Raw genomic sequence first — 23,830 nt, 5'->3', positions numbered from 1 at the left:
GCGCGTGGCACGATGGCTGCCAACCTGCCGCCCCGATGAGCGGACAGGACCATGAAGGAGCGAGAATGAACGACACTCCGGGCTGGGCCTCGCCCGGATCTGCCCCCTCCGAGGGTCAGGGCGCCGATGTCCCCCGGCCCTCCGAGCCCGTCGACGGCAGCGGCCCGGCAGGGAACTGGTCTCCCACGCAGCCGCCACCGGAGCAGTGGTCCCCACCGAGCATTCCCGGCACAGGTCCTGGCGCACCGCCCCCCGCCGCGGGCTGGGGCAGCGGACCGCAGGGCCCCGGCTGGGGGCAGCCGCCCCTCGCGGCCAAGCCCGGTGTCATCCCGCTCCGGCCTCTCGGCGTCGGCGAGATCCTCGACGGTGCGGTCTCCACGATGCGCGCCCACTGGCGCACGGTCCTCGGCATCACACTCACCGTGTCCGTGATCGCCCAGATCGCGATCATCCTCGTGAAACGTTTCCTGCTGCCGGACCCTGCGCAGATCGATCCGAACGCCACCGGCACGGAAGCGCTGCGGCAGGCCGCCGACTCTGCCCAGTCGACAGTGTTCAACAGTGTGCCGTCCATGCTCATCACCATGATCGCCACGCTGATCACGACATCTGTGCTGACCGTGGTGATCAGCCGCTCGGTGCTGGGCCGCCCCGTGACGCTCTCCGACGCCTGGACCGAGGCCCGGCCCCGGCTTCCTCAGCTGCTGGGTCTGACCCTGCTGGTGGCCCTGATCAGCGCCGCCATCATGGCGGTGGGCCTGCTCCCGGGCATGCTCACCGGATCGGCCGCGGGTGCCGGACTCGTCCTCATCGGATTCATGGCCGCGTTCGTCGTCGTCATCTGGCTGATGGTCCGCTTCTGCCTCGCCTCGCCGGCCCTGATGCTGGAGCGGCAGTCGGTCATCACCTCCATGCGCCGTTCCGCGAAGCTCGTCAGGGGTGCCTGGTGGCGGACCTTCGGCATCCTGGCGCTGACCGGGCTGCTGACGCTCATCGTGGCCGTAGTCATCGCCATTCCGTTCGGCGTCATCGCGATGACCGTGGACGGCGACGGAATCGGCTCCGCCCTCACGAACGGCTCCACAGACTTCGGCTGGCCGTTCCTGATCGTCTCCGGCATTGGCCAGGTGATCACCACGACGATCACGTACCCGCTCTCCGCCGGCGTGATGGCACTGCTCTACATCGATCAGCGCATCCGCCGCGAGGCACTCGACCTCGAACTCGCCCGGGCAGCGGGCCTGCCCGGATACGACACCAGGAGCTGATGCCGTGTCGGGGGCGGGGGGCACCACAGCAGTACGGCTACTGATCCACTCGAGCGGCGACATACCCGTGGACACTCCACGTGTCCCCGCCCGCGAGGCCGCGAAGCACGAACTGTCCAAACCGATGTACCACGAGAACGATCCCAACCTCCTCCAGCAGGGCCTCGACAAGCTCTGGGGCTGGATCGGCGATCTCCTGGACACGGCCTCCGGCGCCGCGCCCGGCGGCCCGGTCGGTCTTGTCGTGCTCGTACTGGTCGTCACAGGCCTGGTCGCCGCACTCTGGTGGCGGCTGGGCACTCCGAGCCGCACCGTGCGTTCCTCGGACGCCCTTTTCGACGACAGCCCCCGCAGCGCGGCCGAACACCGGAAGGCCGCCGAGGCCCACGCCTCCGCCCGACGTTGGAACGAGGCGGTCCAGGAACGGATGCGCGCCATCGTCCGCTCCCTGGAGGAGCGCGCCCTGCTCGACCCCCGCCCCGGGCGCACCGCCGACGAGGCCGCCGCCGAGGCAGGCGGCCCGCTGCCCGCACACGCGACGCGACTCCACGCTGCCGCCCGGGAATTCGACGACGTCACATACGGCGGCCGTACCGCCGACCAGCAGGCATATCTGGCCGTACGAGCTCTGGACCTCGATCTCGAAACCGCCAAGCCTCTCCTGACGACCGCGGCCCAGGGGGCAGCCGAATGACCGGGGTCACCGCTGCCTCCACCTCGGCGGCCCTCACCCCTCACCAGATCTGGGTCCGCATCCGCGGTCTGCTCCTCGCCCTCCTCGTACTCGTCGCCGCCGGTATCGCCCTGGCAACCATCCGCTCCGGTGACCAGCACGGCCGCCTCGACCCTCGCTCCGCCGACCGTTACGGCAGCCGGGCCGTCGCCGAACTCCTCAAGGAACGCGGCGTCACCGTTCACGTGGTCACCACGCTCGACGACGCCACCGCCTGGGTCGGCCCCGACACCACGTTGCTCGTCGCCTCCCCCAATCTGCTGGCACCACACCAGCAGAGCGAACTCCGTGCCGCGACCGAGAACTCGGCCGGTCGCACCGTCCTCCTCGCGGCAGGCCCGCCCTCCGTGCGCACGCTGGTCCCCGGTGTCACGGCGGAGTCCGCCGGCCCCGTATCCCCCCGCGCCCCCGAATGCTCCCTGCCCGCCGCCCGCAGTGCTGGCGACGTCGAAACGGGAGGCCTCCGCTACGCCTCGGACGGCCCCGGCACCATCGGCTGCTTCCCGAGCGGCGGCCTTCCCACCCTGCTCCTGGTCGAACAGGGCGCGGGCGACACCGTGCTCCTCGGTTCCCCCGACCTTCTCCTCAACGACAGGCTCGCCAACCAGGGCAACGCATCCCTGGCCCTGCAACTTCTCGGTTCCCGCCCTCATCTGATCTGGTACCTCCCCTCGCTCGCTGATTCATCCGGTGCCACCGAGAACGGGGGCACGGGTGATGACGGCGCCCCTGACAACCGCAGCTTCGCCGACCTGATCCCCCGGGGCTGGTTGTGGGGCACGTTGCAACTCGCACTGGCCGCTGTGCTCGCTGCCATCTGGCGTGCCCGTCGTCTGGGCCCCCTGGTGTCCGAGCGACTCCCCGTGGCCATACGGGCCTCCGAATCCACCGAGGGCCGGGCCCGCCTCTACCGCAAGACGAACGCCCGCGACCGGGCCGCCGACTCACTGCGCTCCGCCACCCGCACCCGCATCGCCCCACTCATCGGCATCTCCCCACGCAACGCCCACTCCCCCTCAACACTTGTCCCTGCCGTTTCCGCCCGCCTGGGCAGCACTGACGACAGCCTCCAAACCCTGCTCTTCGGACCCGCCCCGTCCGACGACGCCGCTCTCGTCCACCTGGCAGACCAACTCGACACCCTCGAAAGTGAGGTACGCACGTCATGAGCGCCCCGCCCCCAGTGCCCGCCGAGACCACCGAGCCCCTCGGGAACGGCGACACCGCCCGCGCATCCCTGGAAGCGCTGCGCTCAGAGATCGCCAAGGCCGTGGTCGGCCAGGACCCGGCCGTCACCGGACTCGTCGTCGCTCTGCTCTGCCGTGGCCACGTCCTCCTCGAAGGCGTCCCCGGAGTGGCCAAGACCCTCCTGGTCCGGGCTCTCGCCGCCTCACTCGAACTCGACACCAAGCGCGTCCAGTTCACCCCCGATCTGATGCCCAGCGACGTCACCGGCTCACTGGTCTACGACGCCCGCACGGCCGAGTTCTCCTTCCAGCCCGGCCCTGTCTTCACCAATCTGCTTCTCGCCGACGAGATCAACCGCACCCCTCCCAAGACGCAGTCCTCCCTCCTGGAAGCCATGGAAGAGCGCCAGGTCACCGTCGACGGAACCCCCCGGTCGCTGCCCGACCCCTTCCTCGTGGCCGCCACGCAGAATCCCGTCGAATACGAGGGCACCTACCCTCTCCCCGAGGCCCAGCTGGACCGGTTTCTCCTCAAACTGACAGTGCCACTGCCGTCGCGGGAAGAAGAGATCAACGTCCTCACCCGTCATTCCGACGGCTTCAATCCACGTGATCTCAAGTCAGCCGGCATACGCCCCGTCGCCGGCCCTGCCGACCTGGAAGCCGCCCGCAACGCGGTCGCCCGGACCAAGGTCTCTCCCGAGATCGCCGGTTACGTCGTCGATATCTGTCGTGCCACGCGTGAATCCCCCTCGCTATCCCTCGGTGTCTCTCCCCGAGGCGCCACCGCCCTGTTGTCGACCGCCCGCGCCTGGGCCTGGCTCACCGGCCGCGACTACGTCATTCCGGATGACGTGAAGGCCCTGGCACTCCCTACACTTCGCCATCGCATCCAACTGCGGCCCGAGGCGGAGATGGAGGGTGTCACCCCCGACTCCGTCATCACAGCCGTCCTCGCCCACGTCCCCGTACCCCGATGAGGCGGTGACCGTGGCCCTCACCGGACGTACCGCCTTGCTGGCCGCCCTGGGGTCACTCCCTGTAGGCATTCTGGCCCCCAGCTGGACCGGAATGCTGGCAGTCAACGCACCGCTCTCTTTGGCAATTCTCTGCGACTACGCCCTGGCTGCACCAGTGCGAACGCTTCAGTTCACCCGATCCGGTGACACAAGCGTTCGACTTGGCGAAACCGCCGAAGTGCAACTCACCGTAACCAATCCTTCCCGTCGCAGACTGCGGGCACACCTTCGTGACGCCTGGCCACCCAGCAGCTGGCCCACCGGCACGGAACAGACTTCCTCGCGACACACACTTGCGGTCCCGGCAGGCGAACGCCGCCGGCTGACCACCGTCCTGAGACCGACACGGCGGGGTGACCGCCGAGCCGAGCGCATCACCGTCCGCTCGTTCGGACCTCTGGGGCTTGCCGCCCGACAAGGGAATCACCAGGTCCCGTGGACAGTGCGGGTCCTGCCTCCGTTCACCAGCCGGAGGCATCTGCCGTCCCGCCTCGCCAGACTCCGCGAACTCGACGGCCGCACCAGTGTTCTCACCCGTGGCGAGGGCACGGAGTTCGACAGCCTGCGTGCGTACGTGCCCGGCGACGACACCCGCTCCATCGACTGGCGGGCCACTGCACGTCAGTCCGCCGTCGCAGTGCGCACATGGCGCCCCGAGCGGGACCGTCACATCCTCGTCGTCCTGGACACCGGCCGTACCTCGGCGGGGCGTGTCGGGGACGTGCCCCGTCTCGACGCCTCTCTGGACGCGGCCCTGCTGCTCACGGCACTTGCCACTCGGGCGGGGGACCGCGTGGATCTACTGGCCTACGACCGTCGCGTCCGCGCACAGGTTCAGGGCCGGTCCGCGGGAGAGGTCCTGTCGGCCATGGTGAACGCGCTGGCGCCCATCGAGCCGGCCCTTATGGAAACAGATGCCCGAGGTCTCGTCGCTGCCGTGCTCGCCGGTGCGCCTCGTCGCTCCCTGATCGTGCTTCTCACCGGTCTGGACGCAGCCCCCGTGGAAGAAGGTCTGCTCCCTGTACTCCGTCGTCTGACCCAGCGCCATACCGTGCTGGTGGCTTCCGTGGCGGACCCGCACGTCGAGCAGATGGCGGGCGCAAGAGGCACAGTGGACGCAATCTACGAAGCTGCCGCGGGCGCACAGGCCCAAGCAAGGCGACTCCGCACCGCGGAGCAGCTCCAACGGCACGGCGCGGTGGTTGTCGACGCCACTCCTGACAACCTCGCCCCTGTTCTCGCCGATGCCTACCTCGCCCTCAAGGGAGCGGGTCGGCTCTGACCCATCCCGCCGCCACGAACCAAGCCACCCGCAAGGAGAGGGGCCTCCGGTTGCCGGCCGTAAACGCAGAAAAGCCCCGTGCCACAAGGGCACGGGGCTTTCCCGTAAAAGGAGTTCGGCGGCGTCCTACTCTCCCACAGGGTCCCCCCTGCAGTACCATCGGCGCTGAAAGGCTTAGCTTCCGGGTTCGGAATGTAACCGGGCGTTTCCCTAACGCAATGACCACCGAAACACTATGAAATTAACCAACACCGGAAAAACACGGCCGTTCGTTATTTCAGAACTAACACAGTGGACGCGAGCAACTGAGGACAAGCCCTCGGCCTATTAGTACCAGTCAGCTCCACCCGTTACCGGGCTTCCACATCTGGCCTATCAACCCAGTCGTCTACTGGGAGCCTTAACCCTTCAAGAGGGTGGGAATACTCATCTCGAAGCAGGCTTCCCGCTTAGATGCTTTCAGCGGTTATCCTTTCCGAACGTAGCCAACCAGCCATGCCCTTGGCAGAACAACTGGCACACCAGAGGTTCGTCCGTCCCGGTCCTCTCGTACTAGGGACAGCCCTTCTCAATATTCCTACGCGCACAGCGGATAGGGACCGAACTGTCTCACGACGTTCTAAACCCAGCTCGCGTACCGCTTTAATGGGCGAACAGCCCAACCCTTGGGACCGACTCCAGCCCCAGGATGCGACGAGCCGACATCGAGGTGCCAAACCATCCCGTCGATATGGACTCTTGGGGAAGATCAGCCTGTTATCCCCGGGGTACCTTTTATCCGTTGAGCGACAGCGCTTCCACAAGCCACTGCCGGATCACTAGTCCCGACTTTCGTCCCTGCTCGACCCGTCGGTCTCACAGTCAAGCTCCCTTGTGCACTTACACTCAACACCTGATTGCCAACCAGGCTGAGGGAACCTTTGGGCGCCTCCGTTACTCTTTAGGAGGCAACCGCCCCAGTTAAACTACCCATCAGACACTGTCCCTGATCCGGATCACGGACCCAGGTTAGACATCCAGCACGACCAGAGTGGTATTTCAACGACGACTCCACAACCACTGGCGTGGCCGCTTCAAAGTCTCCCACCTATCCTACACAAGCCGAACCGAACACCAATATCAAACTGTAGTAAAGGTCCCGGGGTCTTTCCGTCCTGCTGCGCGAAACGAGCATCTTTACTCGTAGTGCAATTTCACCGGGCCTATGGTTGAGACAGTCGAGAAGTCGTTACGCCATTCGTGCAGGTCGGAACTTACCCGACAAGGAATTTCGCTACCTTAGGATGGTTATAGTTACCACCGCCGTTTACTGGCGCTTAAGTTCTCAGCTTCGCCGACCCGAAAGTCAGCTAACCGGTCCCCTTAACGTTCCAGCACCGGGCAGGCGTCAGTCCGTATACATCGCCTTACGGCTTCGCACGGACCTGTGTTTTTAGTAAACAGTCGCTTCTCGCTGGTCTCTGCGGCCACCCCCAGCTCATGGAGTAAATCCACTCACCAGTGATGGCCCCCTTCTCCCGAAGTTACGGGGGCATTTTGCCGAGTTCCTTAACCATAGTTCACCCGAACGCCTCGGTATTCTCTACCTGACCACCTGAGTCGGTTTAGGGTACGGGCCGCCATGAAACTCGCTAGAGGCTTTTCTCGACAGCATAGGATCATCCACTTCACCACAATCGGCTCGGCATCAGGTCTCAGACTATATGCACGACGGATTTGCCTACCGTGCGTCCTACACCCTTACCCCGGGACAACCACCGCCCGGGCTGGACTACCTTCCTGCGTCACCCCATCGCTTACCTACTACAAGTCTGGTTCATCGGCTCCACCACTACCCTCAACTCCGAAGAGATCGGGCCGGCTTCACGGACTTAGCATCGCCTGATTCAGTATTGGGCGTTTCAAAGCGGGTACCGGAATATCAACCGGTTGTCCATCGACTACGCCTGTCGGCCTCGCCTTAGGTCCCGACTTACCCTGGGCAGATCAGCTTGACCCAGGAACCCTTAGTCAATCGGCGCACACGTTTCTCACGTGTGTATCGCTACTCATGCCTGCATTCTCACTCGTGAACCGTCCACAACTCGCTTCCGCGGCTGCTTCACCCGGCACACGACGCTCCCCTACCCATCCACACAGGCGTTGGCCCTTCATGTGTGAATGACACGACTTCGGCGGTACGCTTGAGCCCCGCTACATTGTCGGCGCGGAATCACTTGACCAGTGAGCTATTACGCACTCTTTCAAGGGTGGCTGCTTCTAAGCCAACCTCCTGGTTGTCTCTGCGACTCCACATCCTTTCCCACTTAGCGTACGCTTAGGGGCCTTAGTCGATGCTCTGGGCTGTTTCCCTCTCGACCATGGAGCTTATCCCCCACAGTCTCACTGCCGTGCTCTCACTTACCGGCATTCGGAGTTTGGCTAAGGTCAGTAACCCGGTAGGGCCCATCGCCTATCCAGTGCTCTACCTCCGGCAAGAAACACACGACGCTGCACCTAAATGCATTTCGGGGAGAACCAGCTATCACGGAGTTTGATTGGCCTTTCACCCCTAACCACAGGTCATCCCCCAGGTTTTCAACCCTGGTGGGTTCGGTCCTCCACGAAGTCTTACCTCCGCTTCAACCTGCCCATGGCTAGATCACTCCGCTTCGGGTCTTGAGCGTGCTACTGAAACGCCCTATTCGGACTCGCTTTCGCTACGGCTTCCCCACACGGGTTAACCTCGCAACACACCGCAAACTCGCAGGCTCATTCTTCAAAAGGCACGCAGTCACGACTGCATGTGCAAGCACACACAGCGACGCTCCCACGGCTTGTAGGCACACGGTTTCAGGTACTATTTCACTCCGCTCCCGCGGTACTTTTCACCATTCCCTCACGGTACTATCCGCTATCGGTCACCAGGGAATATTTAGGCTTAGCGGGTGGTCCCGCCAGATTCACACGGGATTTCTCGGGCCCCGTGCTACTTGGGTGTCTCTCAAACGAGCCGTCAATGTTTCAGCTACGGGGGTCTTACCCTCTACGCCGGACCTTTCGCATGTCCTTCGCCTACATCAACGGTTTCTGACTCGTCTCACGGCCGGCAGACCGCAAAAGAGAGATCCCACAACCCCGCATGCGCAACCCCTGCCGGGTATCACACGCATACGGTTTGGCCTCATCCGGTTTCGCTCGCCACTACTCCCGGAATCACGGTTGTTTTCTCTTCCTGAGGGTACTGAGATGTTTCACTTCCCCTCGTTCCCTCCACACTGCCTATGTGTTCAGCAGCGGGTGACAGCCCATGACGACTGCCGGGTTTCCCCATTCGGACACCCCCGGATCAAAGCTCGGTTGACAGCTCCCCGGGGCCTATCGTGGCCTCCCACGTCCTTCATCGGTTCCTGGTGCCAAGGCATCCACCGTGCGCCCTTAAAAACTTGGCCACAGATGCTCGCGTCCACTGTGCAGTTCTCAAACAACGACCAGCCACCCATCACCCCGCTCCGAAGAACAGGTTCACTGGGGCCGGCAACTGAAGGCGACCATGACGGCCGTACCCTCAGATACCCAACAACGTGCCCGACCCGACCTGCCGTCCCCCACGTTCCACGCCGAAGCAGTACTAGTGAAAAACAACCTGTCGTGCCGAATAGTCAACGTTCCACCCATGAGCAACCACCGTCGAACATTTGCCGACGAAATGGCCTCTGGACTCCTTGCGGAATCTAGATGCTCCTTAGAAAGGAGGTGATCCAGCCGCACCTTCCGGTACGGCTACCTTGTTACGACTTCGTCCCAATCGCCAGTCCCACCTTCGACAGCTCCCTCCCACAAGGGGTTGGGCCACCGGCTTCGGGTGTTACCGACTTTCGTGACGTGACGGGCGGTGTGTACAAGGCCCGGGAACGTATTCACCGCAGCAATGCTGATCTGCGATTACTAGCAACTCCGACTTCATGGGGTCGAGTTGCAGACCCCAATCCGAACTGAGACCGGCTTTTTGAGATTCGCTCCGCCTCACGGCATCGCAGCTCATTGTACCGGCCATTGTAGCACGTGTGCAGCCCAAGACATAAGGGGCATGATGACTTGACGTCGTCCCCACCTTCCTCCGAGTTGACCCCGGCAGTCTCCTGTGAGTCCCCATCACCCCGAAGGGCATGCTGGCAACACAGAACAAGGGTTGCGCTCGTTGCGGGACTTAACCCAACATCTCACGACACGAGCTGACGACAGCCATGCACCACCTGTACACCGACCACAAGGGGGGCACCATCTCTGATGCTTTCCGGTGTATGTCAAGCCTTGGTAAGGTTCTTCGCGTTGCGTCGAATTAAGCCACATGCTCCGCTGCTTGTGCGGGCCCCCGTCAATTCCTTTGAGTTTTAGCCTTGCGGCCGTACTCCCCAGGCGGGGAACTTAATGCGTTAGCTGCGGCACCGACGACGTGGAATGTCGCCAACACCTAGTTCCCAACGTTTACGGCGTGGACTACCAGGGTATCTAATCCTGTTCGCTCCCCACGCTTTCGCTCCTCAGCGTCAGTAATGGCCCAGAGATCCGCCTTCGCCACCGGTGTTCCTCCTGATATCTGCGCATTTCACCGCTACACCAGGAATTCCGATCTCCCCTACCACACTCTAGCCTGCCCGTATCGACTGCAGACCCGGGGTTAAGCCCCGGGCTTTCACAACCGACGCAACAAGCCGCCTACGAGCTCTTTACGCCCAATAATTCCGGACAACGCTTGCGCCCTACGTATTACCGCGGCTGCTGGCACGTAGTTAGCCGGCGCTTCTTCTGCAGGTACCGTCACTCTCGCTTCTTCCCTGCTGAAAGAGGTTTACAACCCGAAGGCCGTCATCCCTCACGCGGCGTCGCTGCATCAGGCTTTCGCCCATTGTGCAATATTCCCCACTGCTGCCTCCCGTAGGAGTCTGGGCCGTGTCTCAGTCCCAGTGTGGCCGGTCGCCCTCTCAGGCCGGCTACCCGTCGTCGCCTTGGTAGGCCATCACCCCACCAACAAGCTGATAGGCCGCGGGCTCATCCTTCACCGCCGGAGCTTTCAACCCCGCCCCATGCGGGACAGAGTGTTATCCGGTATTAGACCCCGTTTCCAGGGCTTGTCCCAGAGTGAAGGGCAGATTGCCCACGTGTTACTCACCCGTTCGCCACTAATCCACCCCGAAGGGCTTCATCGTTCGACTTGCATGTGTTAAGCACGCCGCCAGCGTTCGTCCTGAGCCAGGATCAAACTCTCCGTGAATGTTTTCCCGTGATCGGGACAACACAACACGAGAGCGGAACGACCGGACGGAATAAGACCGGTCGTTCACAGCGTCCTCGCTGTGTAAATTGCCCACCGGGTCAGTGACCCCGCGGGACTTTCAAAGGAACCTCCAACCTGCCGAAGCAGGCCGGGGTATCAACATATCTGGCGTTGACTTTTGGCACGCTGTTGAGTTCTCAAGGAACGGACGCTTCCTTTGTACTCACCCTCTCGGGCTTTCCTCCGGGCTTTTCCCTTCGGTCTTGCGTTTCCGACTCTATCAGACTCTTTCGTGTCCGATTCCCGGTCGAAGCGGGTTGTGCTTTCCAGTTCTTCGCTTTCGCGCTTCCCTTTCCGGCGGTTCCAACCTTACCAGACTCTTTTTCGTTCCGTTTCCGGTCCGAATTTGAATTCCGGTGACCTTTGGAGTGGTCTTGGCCTTTCGGCTGATTCGACTTTATCAGAAACATTCGGCCGAAAAATCGGCTTCGTGATTCGGAGTAAGGAATCGATGGCTCTGCGGAAATTCAATCTCCGGTGAGAGCGAGGTAGACACTAACTGCTGGGCCCGGACTTGTCCAGTCCGAGGCAACCGTTTAAATCTACCTCCCCGCGTCGGCCATGTCAATGGCTTTCTGGGGCGAGGAGGAGACTAGCAGGTCAGCGGGGTCGTACGCACATCAGGCTGCGACCGGGAGCTCGGCGCTGCGTTCCGTGGGATCGACGTCGCCACCGTCACCGGCTCGCGCTGCTCGGCCGCCCAGGATGTAGACGTAGGCGAGGAAGGCCAGCTCGGCCACGATGCCGATGGTGATGCGCCCCCAGGTCGGGAGGCCGGAGGGGGTGACGAAGCCTTCGATGACACCGGAGACGAACAGGACCAGCGCGAGGCCGATGGCCATGCCGATCGCGGCCCGGCCCTGCTGTGCGAGGGCTGAACGCCGGCTGTGCGGGCCCGGGTCGATGACCGTCCAGCCGAGGCGCAGGCCCGTACCCGCGGCGACGAAGACGGCAGTGAGTTCGAGCAGGCCGTGCGGGAGGATCAGCCCCAGGAAGGTGTCGAGCCGGCCAGCCGATGACATCAGGCCGATGCCGACCGCGAGGTTGAGCACGTTGACGAACAGGATCCAGATCACCGGGATGCAGAGGAACGCTCCCAGGACCAGGCACATGGCTGCGGCCTGGGCGTTGTTCGTCCATACCTGAGCGGCGAACGAGGCGGCCGGGTGGCTGGAGTAATAGGTCTCGTACTCCCCGCCCGGGTTGGTCATCCGGCGGAGGTCCTCCGGAGCCGCGATGGCCGACTGGACTTCCGGGTGCGTACCGATCCACCAGCCGATGACTGCCGCCAGCACGGTGGAAAGAACCGCGGTGGGTATCCACCAGTGCCTGGACCGGTAGACAGCGGCGGGGAAACCGGCGGTGAGAAAGCGTGTGGCATCGCGCCAGGAGGCTCGGCGGGTGCCGGTGACCACAGCTCGGGCACGGGCCACGAGCTGGGTGAGGCGCGCGGTGAGCATCGGGTCCGGAGCGCTGGACTGGAGAAGCGAGAGGTGAGTGGCCGTGCGCTGGTAGAGCTCGACGAGTTCGTCCGCTTCCTTGCCGGTGAGCCGACGCCCACGGTGCAGGAGATGGTCCAGGCGGTCCCACTCGGCGCGGTGGGCGGTCACGAAGACATCGAGATCCATGATCGGCTGCTGCTCCAGGCATGGGTGCGTACGGGTTCGTACTACGGCGGCGCGCTGCGGGTCAGCTTGGCAGACTGAGGCTTCGAGGGGCAGGGATGATCGGCGAAGGGTGGGGCGGCGATGAGTGAGCTCGTGACCGGGGACGCGGTCGTGCTGGGGCTGCGGCCGGCGAAACTGCCGAGTCGGGCGCTGGCGCTGGCCATCGATCTCGCCGTGGTGGGGGCGGCGTTCGTCCTGGTGTCGATCGGACTGGCCGTCGCGACGGCGACGCTGGATGACGCGGCACTCGCGGCGGTCTCCGTGGCGGCCTTCCTGCTCGTGCTGGTGGGCGGGCCGATCGCGGTGGAGACGCTCAGCCACGGGCGTTCGCTGGGGAAGCTGGCGTGCGGGCTGCGGGTGGTCCGGGACGACGGGGGGCCGATCCGGTTCCGGCATGCGCTGGTGCGTGGGGCCATGGGGGTCGTCGAGATTCTGATGACGCTCGGGGTCGTCGCGTGTATCGCCTCGCTGGTGTCGGCGCGGGGGCGGCGCCTCGGGGATGTGTTCGCGGGGACGCTCGTCGTACGGGAGCGGGTGCCCGCGGGACGGGCGGCCGCCGTGCCGCCTCCGCCGCCGTGGTTGGTCGGGCGGTTCGCCGGGCTGGATCTGTCGGCGGTGCCGGATTCCCTGTGGCTGGCCGTACGGCAGTACCTGACCCGTATGCATCAGCTCGATGCGCAGGTGGGCTGGTCGATGGCGGAGCGGCTGGCCGGGGAGTTGGCGGAGCGGACCGGAGTGCCGGTGCCGGAGGGGGTACCTGCCGGGGCGTATCTGGCGGCGGTGGTGAACGAGCGGCAGGCGCGGGATGCCCGGAGGCTGTTCGTCGCCGCTCAGGACGGGGCCGCTCGCGTTGGTTCCGAGGGGCGGGTGGTGGATCAGGCTCCGGTGAGTGGGGCTGCCGCTTGGGCACCGGTCGGGGCCGTGCCCTCCGCGGGGGCCGCCGGGGCAGGTGCGCCCGTACAGCCCGCGGAGGCGGAGGGCGGCCAGGTGCCGCCTGCCGCCACGGGATTCGCACCGCCCGCCTAGAGAGGTGAGGGCGGGGACTCCAGGTCTTCGAGCTCGATGCCCGGGGCCGCGAGGACCACGTCGCCGGCGATGTGAACGGTGTGCTGCTCGCCGGTGTCCAGGGCGCTGACCTGGTATTCGTCCACGGTCAGGGGGCCATTGTCAGTGGCGTGCGTTTCACTGTTCACCAGGGCCCAGGACTGGTCGACGGTGCGGGGTGCGAGGACCGGGTCGGTGAAGGCGACCAGGCGGACGCGCGTCGCGGGGGAATCGGGGGTGAGGCGCAGCAGACGTGCGGTCGCGATGAGGAACGCGGGGGATGTGCCGGTGAAGGCGTGGGCGCGGACATTGCCTTCGGTGGCATGAGTGCCGGTCGGATCGGTACGGACCCAGGTGACGCCTTCGAGGGCGGCGCCGCGGACCTGCCAGCTCGCGGCATGGAGTTCGAGGCGGATGGGACGGCCGAGTTCGTCGAGGGTGAGGTCGACGGAGCCGAGGTGGTCACCGGAAGGGGTGGTGGTCCGGGACAGGTAGCGCCAGCCGGAGGGTCCGGGTGCGCACTGGAAGTGTTCTTCGCCGAGGGGGGTGTGATCGTGGAGATCGTGGAGCGAATATCGGCCGCGGGGCATGGGATCCTTCGGGGTTCCACGGGCTGAGCGGGCGCGGTACGGGGCAGGCCCCCGACACGGGGGTGCGGGGGCCTGCGCTCGTAGCTGCTGCTGAGGCTGTTCCGTCCGTCAGCGGCCGGTCGTCACTGACCGGTGGTGGCGGGTGCGGTCGCTGACGGGCGGGATCAGTAGCGGTAGTGGTCGGGCTTGTACGGGCCGTCGACCTCGACACCGATGTACGCGGCCTGCTCGGGGCGGAGCGTCGTGAGCTTCACGCCGAGCGCGTCGAGGTGGAGACGGGCGACCTTCTCGTCCAGGTGCTTGGGCAGCACGTAGACATCGGTCGGGTACTCCTCGGGCTTGGTGAACAGCTCGATCTGGGCCAGGGTCTGGTCCGCGAACGAGTTGGACATGACGAACGAGGGGTGGCCGGTGGCGTTGCCCAGGTTCAGCAGCCGGCCCTCGGACAGCACGATGAGGACCTTGCCGTCGGGGAACGTCCAGGTGTGGACCTGCGGCTTGACCTCGTCCTTGACGATGCCGTCGATCTGCGCCAGACCGGCCATGTCGATCTCGTTGTCGAAGTGGCCGATGTTCCCGACGATGGCCTGGTGCTTCATCTTGGCCATGTCGGCGGCCATGATGATGTCCTTGTTGCCCGTCGTGGTGACGAAGATGTCGGCCTGACCGACGACGTCGTCGAGGGTGGCGACCTGGTAGCCGTCCATCGCCGCCTGCAGGGCGCAGATCGGGTCGATCTCCGTGACGATCACCCGGGCGCCCTGGCCGCGCAGGGACTCCGCGCAGCCCTTGCCCACATCGCCGTAACCGCAGACGACGGCGGTCTTGCCGCCGATCAGGACGTCCGTGGCGCGGTTGATGCCGTCGATCAACGAGTGGCGGCAGCCGTACTTGTTGTCGAACTTGGACTTGGTGACGGCGTCGTTGACGTTGATCGCCGGGAAGAGGAGGGTGCCGTCGCGGTGCATCTCGTACAGCCGGTGCACACCGGTCGTGGTCTCTTCGGTGACGCCGCGGATCTCGGACGCCAGCTGGGTCCACTTCTGCGGGGTCTCGCCGAGGGTCCGGTTCAGCAGGGTGAGGATGTAGCCGTACTCCTCGCTGTCCGCGGTCGACGGGTCCGGGGCCGCGCCGGCCTTCTCGAACTCGACGCCCTTGTGGACGAGGAGGGTGGCGTCACCACCGTCGTCGAGGATCATGTTCGGGCCGCCGGTGGGGGTGTTCGGCCAGGTCAGGGCCTGCTCCGTGCACCACCAGTACTCCTCCAGCGTCTCGCCCTTCCAGGCGAAGACCGGGACGCCGGCCGGGGCTTCCGGGGTGCCGTTCGGGCCGACGGCGATGGCCGCGGCGGCGTGGTCCTGGGTGGAGAAGATGTTGCAGGAGGCCCAGCGGACCTCGGCGCCGAGGGCAACCAGGGTCTCGATCAGCACGGCCGTCTGCACCGTCATGTGCAGCGAACCGGTGATGCGGGCGCCGGCCAGCGGCTGCGCTGCGGCGTACTCCTTGCGGATCGACATCAGGCCGGGCATCTCGTGCTCGGCGAGGGTGATCTCCTTGCGGCCGAACGCCGCGAGGGAGAGGTCGGCGACCTTGAAGTCCTGTCGATTGGCGACCGTCGTCATAACGGGCTGCTCCTCGTAATGGGGTCGAGGTGGGGCACGGATGGCTCTGCGGCGGCGGGCACAAGAATGCCCGAGCGCTCGCAGCGCAGTCCGTCGGAGGCCCTCTCTCCCTCGGCCGGTCCGCGCATACGGACCGATCGACCGCCATCAGCAGCGACGTCTGACACTGCCGTCGAATCTACACCGATCGGCCCAGCCGCTCCCAGTCCGCCCCGGGACGGGAAGTGACCGGGAAGCTGCCGGGATGACGTACCGGGAGCGGAAGGGAGGGTGGATCGAGAGGGGGTCTGGAAGGGGCCGGGAGGGTTTCAGGCAGGGGGCCGGGAGGGCGCTCGGAGGGCGTATGGGCAGGTGGATGGAGGGTGCGGTGGGCCCGTGTAGCGGTCGCGCAGGGCGGGCACGTAGGGCGGGCGGTGCGGTGGGCGGTGCGGTGGGGCTGTCAGTGGCCGGATTCCGTCGGGGTGTCCGGGGTGCCGCCGTCGATCCCGCCGGGGGCGCCGCCCGGGGCCTTACCGGGGTTGGTGCCGGCTGCTGCGGCGGCCTCGCTGAAGATGTCCGGTTCCAGATAGATGACCCGGGCGATCGGGACCGCCGCTCGGATCCGGCTCTCGGCGGCGTTGATGGCGTTGGCGACCTCGGTGGCCGTGTCGTCGTGCTGCACCGCGATCTTGGCGGCGACGAGCAGTTCTTCCGGGCCGAGGTGGAGCGTGCGCATGTGGATGACGCCGGTGACCGTGTCGCCGTCGACGACCGCGGCCTTGATCTTCTCGACCTGGTCGGCGCCGGCCGCCTCACCGAGCAGGAGGGACTTCGTCTCGGCGGCGAGCACGATCGCGATGACGATCAGCAGGATGCCGATGCAGAGGGTTCCGATGCCGTCCCAGACGCCGTTGCCGGTCGCGAGGGCCAGGCCGACGCCCGCGAGTGCGAGCACCAGACCGATCAGCGCGCCGAGGTCCTCCAGGAGGACGACGGGGAGTTCGGGGGCCTTCGCCCGGCGGACGAACTCCCTCCAGGAGAGCGATCCGCGGGTCTGGTTGGACTCCTTGATCGCCGTACGGAAGGAGAAACCCTCGGCAACGATCGCGAAGACGAGTACGCCGACCGGCCAGTACCAGGCCTCGATCTCGTGCGGGTGCTTGATCTTCTCGTAGCCCTCGTACACCGCGAACATGCCACCGACCGAGAAGAGCACGATGGAGACGAGGAATGCGTAGATGTAGCGCTCACGGCCGTAGCCGAAGGGGTGCTGGGGGGTGGCCTCGCGCTGGGCCTTCTTGCCGCCGAGCAGCAGCAGGCCCTGGTTGCCCGAGTCGGCGACCGAGTGGACGCTCTCCGCGAGCATCGACGACGAGCCACTGAACAGGAACGCCACGAATTTGGCCACTGCGATCGCGAGGTTGGCGCCGAGTGCCGCCACGATCGCCTTGGTTCCGCCTGACGCACTCATGGGTGCCTGGTGTCCCTTCTTCGGTGCTGCGGCCCTGGCGCCGCGGTACGGCCGGACATTGTTGCAGTCGCTGGTGCGGACGGTACGTCAGGCCACCACTGTGGCACGGAACAGAGTCCCCGTACCGGACACTTCGACCTTTTCGCCGGATGGTACGAATACGGAGGCGCCGGGTGCGAGATCGAGCTCGCCCGCCTTCGGGGCTCCCCCGGTGCAGAGCAGGATCTGCGGGGTGTCCCTGGTCAGGTCGACGGGTGCGGCGCCGGGCGAGAGGTCGAAGCGCGAGAGCCGGAATTCGTCCACGGGCGTCTCGTACAGCTCCTCGCCGGACGGCGAGGCCTCGGGACGCAGGACGCCGGGCTCGGTCGCCTCGAAGCGGACGATGCGCAGCAGTTCGGGTACGTCGATGTGCTTGGGCGTGAGTCCGCAGCGCAGCACGTTGTCCGAGTTGGCCATGATCTCGACGCCGAGGCCGTCGAGGTAGGCGTGCGGGACGCCCGCGCCGAGGAACAGGGCTTCGCCGGGCTGGAGTTCCACGTAGTTCAGCAGCATCGCCGCGATGACACCGGGGTCGCCGGGGAAGTGGTGGGCGATCCGGGCGTACGGGGCGTGGGCGCCGTCGAGGCGTTCGGCGGCGGCCGCGGCCAGGTTCACCGTTTCGGCCATCTCCGCGGGGTCGGCGCCGAGGATCGCGGTGAGGACCTCGCGCAGGGCGGCCTCTTCGGGGTGCGCGCCGAGCAGGTCGACGTACGGCTTGAGGGAGTCGACGCCGAGTGCCGCCATCGCCTCGGCCGCCTCGGTGGGCCGGCGGAAGCCGCACAGGCCGGCGAAGGGGGTGAGTGCGCAGATCAGCTCGGGCTTGTGGTTGGCGTCCTTGTACGTGCGGTGGGGCGCGTCGATCGGTACGGACCGGCGCTCCTCGTCCTCGTAACCCCGCTTGGCCTGGGCGAGGTCGGGGTGGACCTGGAGGGAGAGCGGGGCGCCCGCGGCGAGCAGTTTGAGGAGGAAGGGGAGGCGGGGGCCGAACTTCTCGACGGTGGCCCTGCCCAGTTCGCGCTCGGGGTCGGCGGCGATGACATCGGTGAGGGGCTGTTCGGAGCCGGCCTCTCCGGTGCCGGTTATACGGGTGAGGAGCGAGGGGGCGCCGGGGTGGGCGCCCATCCACATCTCGGCCTGGGGTTCGCCGGTGGGGGCGATGCCGAGCAGTTCGGGGATGGCGGTGGTGGAGCCCCAGGCGTAAGGGCGCACGGTGTTGGAGAGCCGGTCCATGGTGTTCGTCCTTGTGAGGTGCGTGGATCGGGGGTGCGGTGCTCTGTGCTGTGTGCTCTGTGCTCTGTGTGCTGTGCTGCGTGTTCTGGTGGCGGCTGCCTGTGTTCTGGTGACGGCTGCGCTCCCGGTGAGGTGCGGTCGGCCGGGCGGCTCGTCGAGGTCAGGCGCCGGCTGCCGACGCGAGTGCCAGGTAGACGGCGGCAAAGTCAGTGACCGCGAGCAGTTCGGCGAGGGCTTCGAGCTCGGTGCCCTCGTCGGGTTCGAGTTCGCTGATCGCCGTGTCGTGGCCGAGGGCCAGTTCGCGGGCGGCGGGGGCCGCGCTCAGGCCGCCGGTGGGACGGTCGCGGAGCAGTACGACGCGGGCGTGCAGGGGCTCCGGCTCGTCGACCCGGTCGCGGAAGAAGTCGTCGGGGTCGGCCCCGGCGGCGAAGGCGCCCGCCAGCAGTGTGCCGTGGGCGGGAAGCGCCTCGGGCAGTTCGGCGGCGAGGGCCGGGCGGCCGGCCAGCTCGGCCAGGACGGCGGCGAACCGGCGGCCGACCGGGGCGGCGGCGTCACCCTCCGTCCAGATGAGGGGCAGGCTGTCGGCGAGTTCGGCCGCGAGGGTCTTGGCCGGGTTGCTGTACGTGGCGATGGCCGGACCGCAGCGTTCCGCGGTGCGGTCCAGGCGGTCGGCGACGCTCTGCAGCGCCTCGGCGGACGCGGTGAGCAGGCCGACCCGGTCCAGCAGCGCGAGCAGCGGGGTGAACAGGGCCCAGAGCGTGCCCGGACCCGCGGCCGATGTCTCGGCGTCGTACTCGCCGTGCGGGGCGGAGGCCATCGGTACGACGAGTCCGTGCGCCCCGTCGATCGCCTCGCGCAGGGGCGACTGACGGGGAGTGACGGCGACGACGCTGCAGCCTCGGCGGTACGCCTGCTCGGCGAGGAGGGCGAGGCCCGGCTCGGAGCCGTCTGCCGTGACGATCAGCAGCAGGTCCACGGAGCCGGCCCAGCCGGGCAGCGTCCAGCGCATCGCGCCCGCGGCGGGGGCGACGCCGGCGGGGTGGATGCGGGTGACGGGCGCGGAAGCGCCTGCCAGGGCGGTGATCAGGTCGGCGACGCCGGATGCGGCGGTGCCGGAGCCCGCGACGAGTACGGCGCGGGGGCGGCCCTCCGGGTTCAGTTGGGCGATCCCCGCCTCGGTGGCGTGCCGGGCGGCGGTACGGACCCGGGCCCCGGCCTCGGCGGCGCCGCGGAGCAGGCCGCGGCGGTCGGCTCGGGCCAGGGCTTCCGGGGCGTCGAGCAGCGACTCGTCGAGCATGGGAACGGTCCTCCGATCACGTGCTGATCACCGTGCGGGGTGCGGGCTCCGGGCCCGCTGCGGGCCCGGACGCCGTTACGCGGGGCGGCGGGCCTCGTCGACGAGGAGGACGGGGATGCCGTCCCGTACCGGGTAGGCCAGGCCGCAGTCCTTGCCGGTGCAGACCAGCTCGGGGCTGTCGGCTGCCGACTGGTCGTCGAGCGGGGAGTGGCAGGCCGGGCAGGCGAGGATCTCCAGGAGGCCGGCTTCGAGCGGCATGGGCGGGTCCCTTCAGGCAACGGATCAGGCGACGTCAGCCTACCGCCGGGGGCGGTGGGGTGCGGGGCGGGCCGGGGGCCCGCGGGTGGGGGGTGCGGTGTGGGTGCGCGGTGCGGTGTCGGGTGGGTGCGGGTGCGCGGTGCGGTGTCGGGTGGGTGCGGGTGCGCGGTGTCGGGTGGGTGCGCCTGCGGCGGGCCTGTTCCCCTACCCGCCCCTTCCCGTAACCGGGGCTCTGCCCCGGACCCCGCTCCTCAAGCGCCGGAGGGGCTGAAAACAAGCGGCGGAGGCGCTGGGAGTGGAGCCGGGGCCCAGGGGCTGGGGATGGAGGGCGGGGGCACCGGGGGCTGGAGGCAGAGCCCGAGCGGACGGAGAGGCTGAAGGCGGAGCCCCAAGCGACTGGGGTGCTGAAGGCGGAACCCCCAGCACCGCACAGACCAGGCCGAAGAAGCCGCAACCCTCAGCGACCGGGACGCCGAAGGCGGATCCCCCAGCACCGCACAGACCAGGCTGAAGAAGTCGGAGCCCCCAGCGACCGGGACGCCGAAGCCGGAGCCCCCAGCAGCCGGACCGGGTCGAAGGCGGATCCCCCAACAGCCGGACCGGGTCGAAGCCGGAGCCCCCAACAGCCGGACCAGGTCGGAGGCGGATCCCCCAACAGCCGGACCAGGTCGGAGGCGGTATCTCAAGCTTGGGGTGGGAGGGAGGGGGCCGGGGTTCGGACCAGGGCCAGGACCTCGTCGCGTACGGCTGTCATTGTCTGTTCGTCGCGGGCCTCCACGTTCAGGCGCAACAAGGGTTCCGTGTTGGAGGCGCGGAGGTTGAACCACCAGTCGGGGGCTGTGACCGTCAGGCCGTCCAGGTCGTCGGTCGTGACGCCGTCGCGGGGTGCGAAGGACGCGCGTACCGCGGCCGTGCGGCCCGGCTGGTCGGCGACCGTGGAGTTGATCTCGCCGGAGCCGGCGTAGCGGTCGTACCGGGCGACCAGTTCGGACAGGGGGCCCGGCTGACCGCCCAGCGCGGCCAGGACATGGAGGGCGGCGAGCATGCCCGTATCGGCGTTCCAGAAGTCGCGGAAGTAGTAGTGCGCGGAGTGTTCGCCGCCGAAGATCGCGCCGTGCTCGGCCATCTCCGCCTTGATGAAGGAGTGGCCCACGCGGGTACGGACCGGGGTGCCGCCGTTCTCGCGGACGACCTCGGGGACCGAGAGGGACGTGATCAGGTTGTGGATGACGGTGCCCTTGCCGCCGTAGCGGGCGAGTTCCCTGGCTGCGACCAGGGCGGTGATCGCGGACGGCGAGATGCCCTCGCCCCGCTCGTCGACGACGAAGCAGCGGTCCGCGTCGCCGTCGAAGGCGAGGCCGAGGTCGGCGCCCTCGGCCACGACCCGGGCCTGGAGGTCGACGAGGTTCTTCGGGTCGAGGGGGTTGGCCTCGTGGTTGGGGAACGTGCCGTCGAGTTCGAAGTACATCGGTACGAGGTCGACGGGCAGGTCCGCGAAGACGGTGGGGACGGTGTGGCCGCCCATGCCGTTGCCCGCGTCGACGACCACCTTCAGCGGCCGGACGGACGTCAGGTCGACCAGGGACAGCAGGTGGGCCGCGTAGTCGGTGAGGGTGTCGCGCTCGGTGACGGTGCCGGGGGCGGCGACCGGCTGCGGGGCGCCGGTCCCGGACCACTTCTCGACCAGGGCGCGGATCTCCAGGAGCCCGGTGTCCTGGCCCACGGGTGCGGCGCCCGCCCGGCAGAGCTTGATGCCGTTGTAGCGCGCCGGGTTGTGCGAGGCGGTGAACATCGCGCCCGGCAGGCCCAGGCTGCCCGAGGCGAAGTACAGCTGGTCGGTCGAGCAGAGGCCGATGAGTGTGACGTCCGCGCCACGCGCCGCGGCTCCGCGTGCGAAGGCCTCCGAGAGGCCGGGCGACGAGGGCCGCATGTCGTGGCCGATCACGATCGCGTCCGCGTCCGTCACCTCGACGAACGCCGCCCCGAACTGCTCGGCCAGCGATTCGTCCCACTGGTCGGGCACCACTCCGCGCACGTCGTACGCCTTCACGATCTGCGACAGATCAGCAGCCACGGGCCGGTCCTCCTGAGATTTCTTCGGACCGCCCAAACTACCCGGCGGGCTGGTAAGCCGTGCTCAGGGCAGCATCCAGCCCAGGACCGCCGTGCTCTGCGCCACCACGATCAGGCACATCACGAGCAGCAGCCCCAGACTCCACGGCAGCACCTTGAGAGGCCCGATTCGCGTGCCGCCTATACCTGGAGTGCGCCGAAGAGCGCGTTCGCGGAGGCGACGGCGACGGCGAACCAGCCGAGCATCGGGCAGAAGAAGGCGAGTCCGGCTCCTACGGCGGCCACGGACTGGCCGATGGTGGCGGCCTGTCCGGAGAGGTTCATGACGAACGCGAGCGCCAGTACGGAGGTCACCGTGAGGATCGCGTACCGCAGTTCGTGCACCGTGCCCGCCCATTCGCGCGCCGCGTCCCGGGCCCGTACGCCGAGCACGGCGGCGGTGACCAGGCCGACCAGCAGGACGAGGGTGCCGCCGGTGACATGACAGGGAGCGTGAAGAGATTGGCGTCGACCGGTCTGCCCGAGGGGCCGGCGATGTCGCGGAAGGGCCGGTCGAAGACCCGGGTCGCCCCGGCCAGCAGCTCCTTCACCGGGTCGAAGCCCAGCGCCACCAGCATCACGGAGGAGATGGCGACGGGCGCACGGAAGCCCGCGAGGGCTTCCAGGAGCGCGCCGAAGCAGAAGGCGATGACGAGCGCCTGGATGCGCGGGTCGCCGGAGAGCCGGCCGAAGGACCGGCGGAGGAATGTCGAAGTGCCCGGTGCACACCGTCATCGTGCCGGGTGCGCACCGTCATCCGGTACACCCATAGGGCGTTGACGACGATCCACATGGTGGGGAAGAGCCCGAAGAGCACGCCCTGGGCGCCCGCGGCAAGGTTCTGGCCGAGCGGCATCCCGTACGCGAACGAGCCGACGTCCACCGCGACGGCCAGTCCGATGAGCCCGGCCCGGTGCGCACGCATCCGGACCGCCCCGAGCAGTACCAGCACGGTGACCAGGGGAAGCGAGGCGACGAGGGCGGGCAGGACGGGCGAATCGGCTACGGGTTCGAGTTGCTGGACAAACACACAGGCCTTCTCGGATTCCGTGACGCGGAAAGCGCGTTCCCACGAATGAGGGGGTAGTCGTGTTCACGACAACAATCGGTCAACGGGGCAATGGATCGATGGGTCGTACTGACCGGTGGGACAGGTCGATGACTCGGCGACTGAAGACCCGAAGGGAACAGGCTCAGGAGTCCGGTGAACGCAGCACTCTCAGATGGCCGCGGCGCGCGACCTCCACCGGACCAGCGGCGTGCGGACCGCCGCCCCTCCCGTCGGTGCCACGGTCCTGCGGCCTCGCCGCTTCCCGTACGGCATTGGCGAGCGCTTCGAGATCGTCGCCGCTGGGGCGGGTGGGAGCGGAGGGGTCGGAGAGCCGGACGACCTCCCAGCCGCGTGGTGCCGTCAGCCGTTCACTGTGCTCGGCGCAGAGGTCGTAGCAGTGGGGCTCGGCATAGGTGGCGAGCGGGCCGAGGACCGCAGTCGAGTCGGCATAGACGTACGTCAGTGTCGCGACGGCAGGGCGGCCGCACGCAGTGCGCGAACAGCGACGTACAGGGCTCACGATGTTGGACGGTACCGCACTCTTGAGCGGGCTGCGACGACTCTCCCTCAGGTCACCCCACCGTGTCGCCCTGTGAACTCCGGCACGAGCGCCTTCCGGACGGTCCATCCGACCTGCGAGGGAACGGAAAAAAGACCGGCCCTG

General features: G+C 67.3%; 15 protein-coding genes, 3 rRNA genes and 1 pseudogene. 6 read left to right on the top strand and 13 right to left on the bottom strand.

Translation table 11 applies throughout. From position 1 onward, the window contains the following. Window positions 1-65 precede the first annotated feature (65 nt). Genes OG611_RS12055 through OG611_RS12035 form a run of 5 tightly spaced genes read left to right on the top strand, consistent with a single transcriptional unit; the run spans window position 66 to window position 5,489 of the window. Window positions 66-1,268, top strand: a complete 1,203-nt coding sequence (locus OG611_RS12055; RefSeq protein ID WP_266418490.1) for a glycerophosphoryl diester phosphodiesterase membrane domain-containing protein — start codon at window positions 66-68, stop codon at window positions 1,266-1,268. A gap of 4 nt (window positions 1,269-1,272) precedes the next feature. Continuing rightward, on the top strand, window positions 1,273-1,962 hold the full coding sequence (locus OG611_RS12050) for a DUF4129 domain-containing protein (RefSeq protein WP_266418488.1): 690 nt from the start codon (window positions 1,273-1,275) through the stop codon (window positions 1,960-1,962). Continuing rightward, window positions 1,959-3,170 (top strand): DUF4350 domain-containing protein, encoded by a 1,212-nt coding sequence (locus OG611_RS12045; RefSeq protein ID WP_266418486.1) that lies wholly within the window; start codon window positions 1,959-1,961, stop codon window positions 3,168-3,170. Before OG611_RS12050 ends, OG611_RS12045 begins: the two co-directional genes overlap by 4 nt. After that, window positions 3,167-4,168, top strand: a complete 1,002-nt coding sequence (locus OG611_RS12040; RefSeq protein WP_266418484.1) for a MoxR family ATPase — start codon at window positions 3,167-3,169, stop codon at window positions 4,166-4,168. Before OG611_RS12045 ends, OG611_RS12040 begins: the two co-directional genes overlap by 4 nt. 10 nt (window positions 4,169-4,178) lie before the next feature. After that, entirely contained in the window at window positions 4,179-5,489 is a 1,311-nt protein-coding gene (locus tag OG611_RS12035; RefSeq protein ID WP_266425798.1) for a DUF58 domain-containing protein, read from the top strand. Between the two features lie 113 nt (window positions 5,490-5,602). On the opposite strand, the gene rrf is transcribed toward OG611_RS12035, so the two are convergent. The 4 genes from rrf to OG611_RS12015 form a co-directional block, all read right to left on the bottom strand. Continuing rightward, a 5S ribosomal RNA gene (gene rrf, locus OG611_RS12030) occupies window positions 5,603-5,719 on the bottom strand. A 77-nt stretch (window positions 5,720-5,796) separates the two neighbouring features. Next, a 23S ribosomal RNA gene (locus OG611_RS12025) occupies window positions 5,797-8,920 on the bottom strand. 297 nt (window positions 8,921-9,217) lie between these two features. Beyond that, a 16S ribosomal RNA gene (locus OG611_RS12020) occupies window positions 9,218-10,743 on the bottom strand. Together the 16S, 23S and 5S rRNA genes form the textbook arrangement of a ribosomal RNA operon. A 683-nt stretch (window positions 10,744-11,426) precedes the next feature. Then, a complete protein-coding gene (locus OG611_RS12015; RefSeq protein ID WP_266418482.1) occupies window positions 11,427-12,434 on the bottom strand; it encodes a stage II sporulation protein M in 1,008 nt (335 codons plus the stop codon). A 120-nt stretch (window positions 12,435-12,554) separates the two neighbouring features. Here OG611_RS12015 and OG611_RS12010 point away from each other — a divergent pair, with 120 nt between their 5' ends. Then, on the top strand, window positions 12,555-13,499 hold the full coding sequence (locus OG611_RS12010) for an RDD family protein (RefSeq protein ID WP_266418480.1): 945 nt from the start codon (window positions 12,555-12,557) through the stop codon (window positions 13,497-13,499). Here the strand turns inward: OG611_RS12010 and OG611_RS12005 are convergent. The 9 genes and pseudogenes from OG611_RS12005 to OG611_RS11965 form a co-directional block, all read right to left on the bottom strand. Next, entirely contained in the window at window positions 13,496-14,107 is a 612-nt protein-coding gene (locus OG611_RS12005; protein WP_266418478.1) for a hypothetical protein, read from the bottom strand. The genes OG611_RS12010 and OG611_RS12005 overlap by 4 nt on opposite strands. A 164-nt stretch (window positions 14,108-14,271) precedes the next feature. Beyond that, complete coding sequence (gene ahcY / locus OG611_RS12000; protein WP_266418476.1) at window positions 14,272-15,729, bottom strand: adenosylhomocysteinase; 1,458 nt, start codon at window positions 15,727-15,729, stop codon at window positions 14,272-14,274. A gap of 439 nt (window positions 15,730-16,168) precedes the next feature. Then, window positions 16,169-17,179: a cation diffusion facilitator family transporter gene (locus OG611_RS11995; protein ID WP_266418474.1), complete on the bottom strand. Its 1,011-nt coding sequence runs from the start codon at window positions 17,177-17,179 to the stop codon at window positions 16,169-16,171. A gap of 87 nt (window positions 17,180-17,266) precedes the next feature. Beyond that, complete coding sequence (gene manA / locus OG611_RS11990) at window positions 17,267-18,448, bottom strand: mannose-6-phosphate isomerase, class I (protein ID WP_266418472.1); 1,182 nt, start codon at window positions 18,446-18,448, stop codon at window positions 17,267-17,269. Window positions 18,449-18,608: 160 nt separating this feature from the next. Then, window positions 18,609-19,745 carry an SIS domain-containing protein gene (locus OG611_RS11985; RefSeq protein WP_266418470.1) on the bottom strand — a complete coding sequence of 379 codons (1,137 nt, stop codon included), beginning with the start codon at window positions 19,743-19,745 and terminating at the stop codon, window positions 18,609-18,611. Between the two features lie 75 nt (window positions 19,746-19,820). Then, the gene (locus OG611_RS11980) at window positions 19,821-20,003 is read right to left on the bottom strand and encodes a Trm112 family protein (protein WP_266418468.1); all 183 of its coding nucleotides are present in this window, start codon (window positions 20,001-20,003) and stop codon (window positions 19,821-19,823) included. 682 nt (window positions 20,004-20,685) lie between these two features. Then, entirely contained in the window at window positions 20,686-22,077 is a 1,392-nt protein-coding gene (locus OG611_RS11975; protein WP_266418466.1) for a phosphomannomutase/phosphoglucomutase, read from the bottom strand. 63 nt (window positions 22,078-22,140) lie between these two features. Further along, window positions 22,141-23,145 (bottom strand): annotated as a pseudogene (locus tag OG611_RS11970) (L-lactate permease). 163 nt (window positions 23,146-23,308) lie between these two features. Next, entirely contained in the window at window positions 23,309-23,686 is a 378-nt protein-coding gene (locus tag OG611_RS11965) for a DUF3499 domain-containing protein (RefSeq protein ID WP_266418464.1), read from the bottom strand. Window positions 23,687-23,830 lie beyond the last annotated feature (144 nt).

Origin of the sequence: Streptomyces sp. NBC_01363, from assembly GCF_026340595.1 — a bacterium.
Taxonomy (GTDB): domain Bacteria; phylum Actinomycetota; class Actinomycetes; order Streptomycetales; family Streptomycetaceae; genus Streptomyces.
The sequence above is the reverse complement of the archived record's forward strand: the minus strand, read 5'-3'. Positions and strand labels throughout refer to the sequence as shown.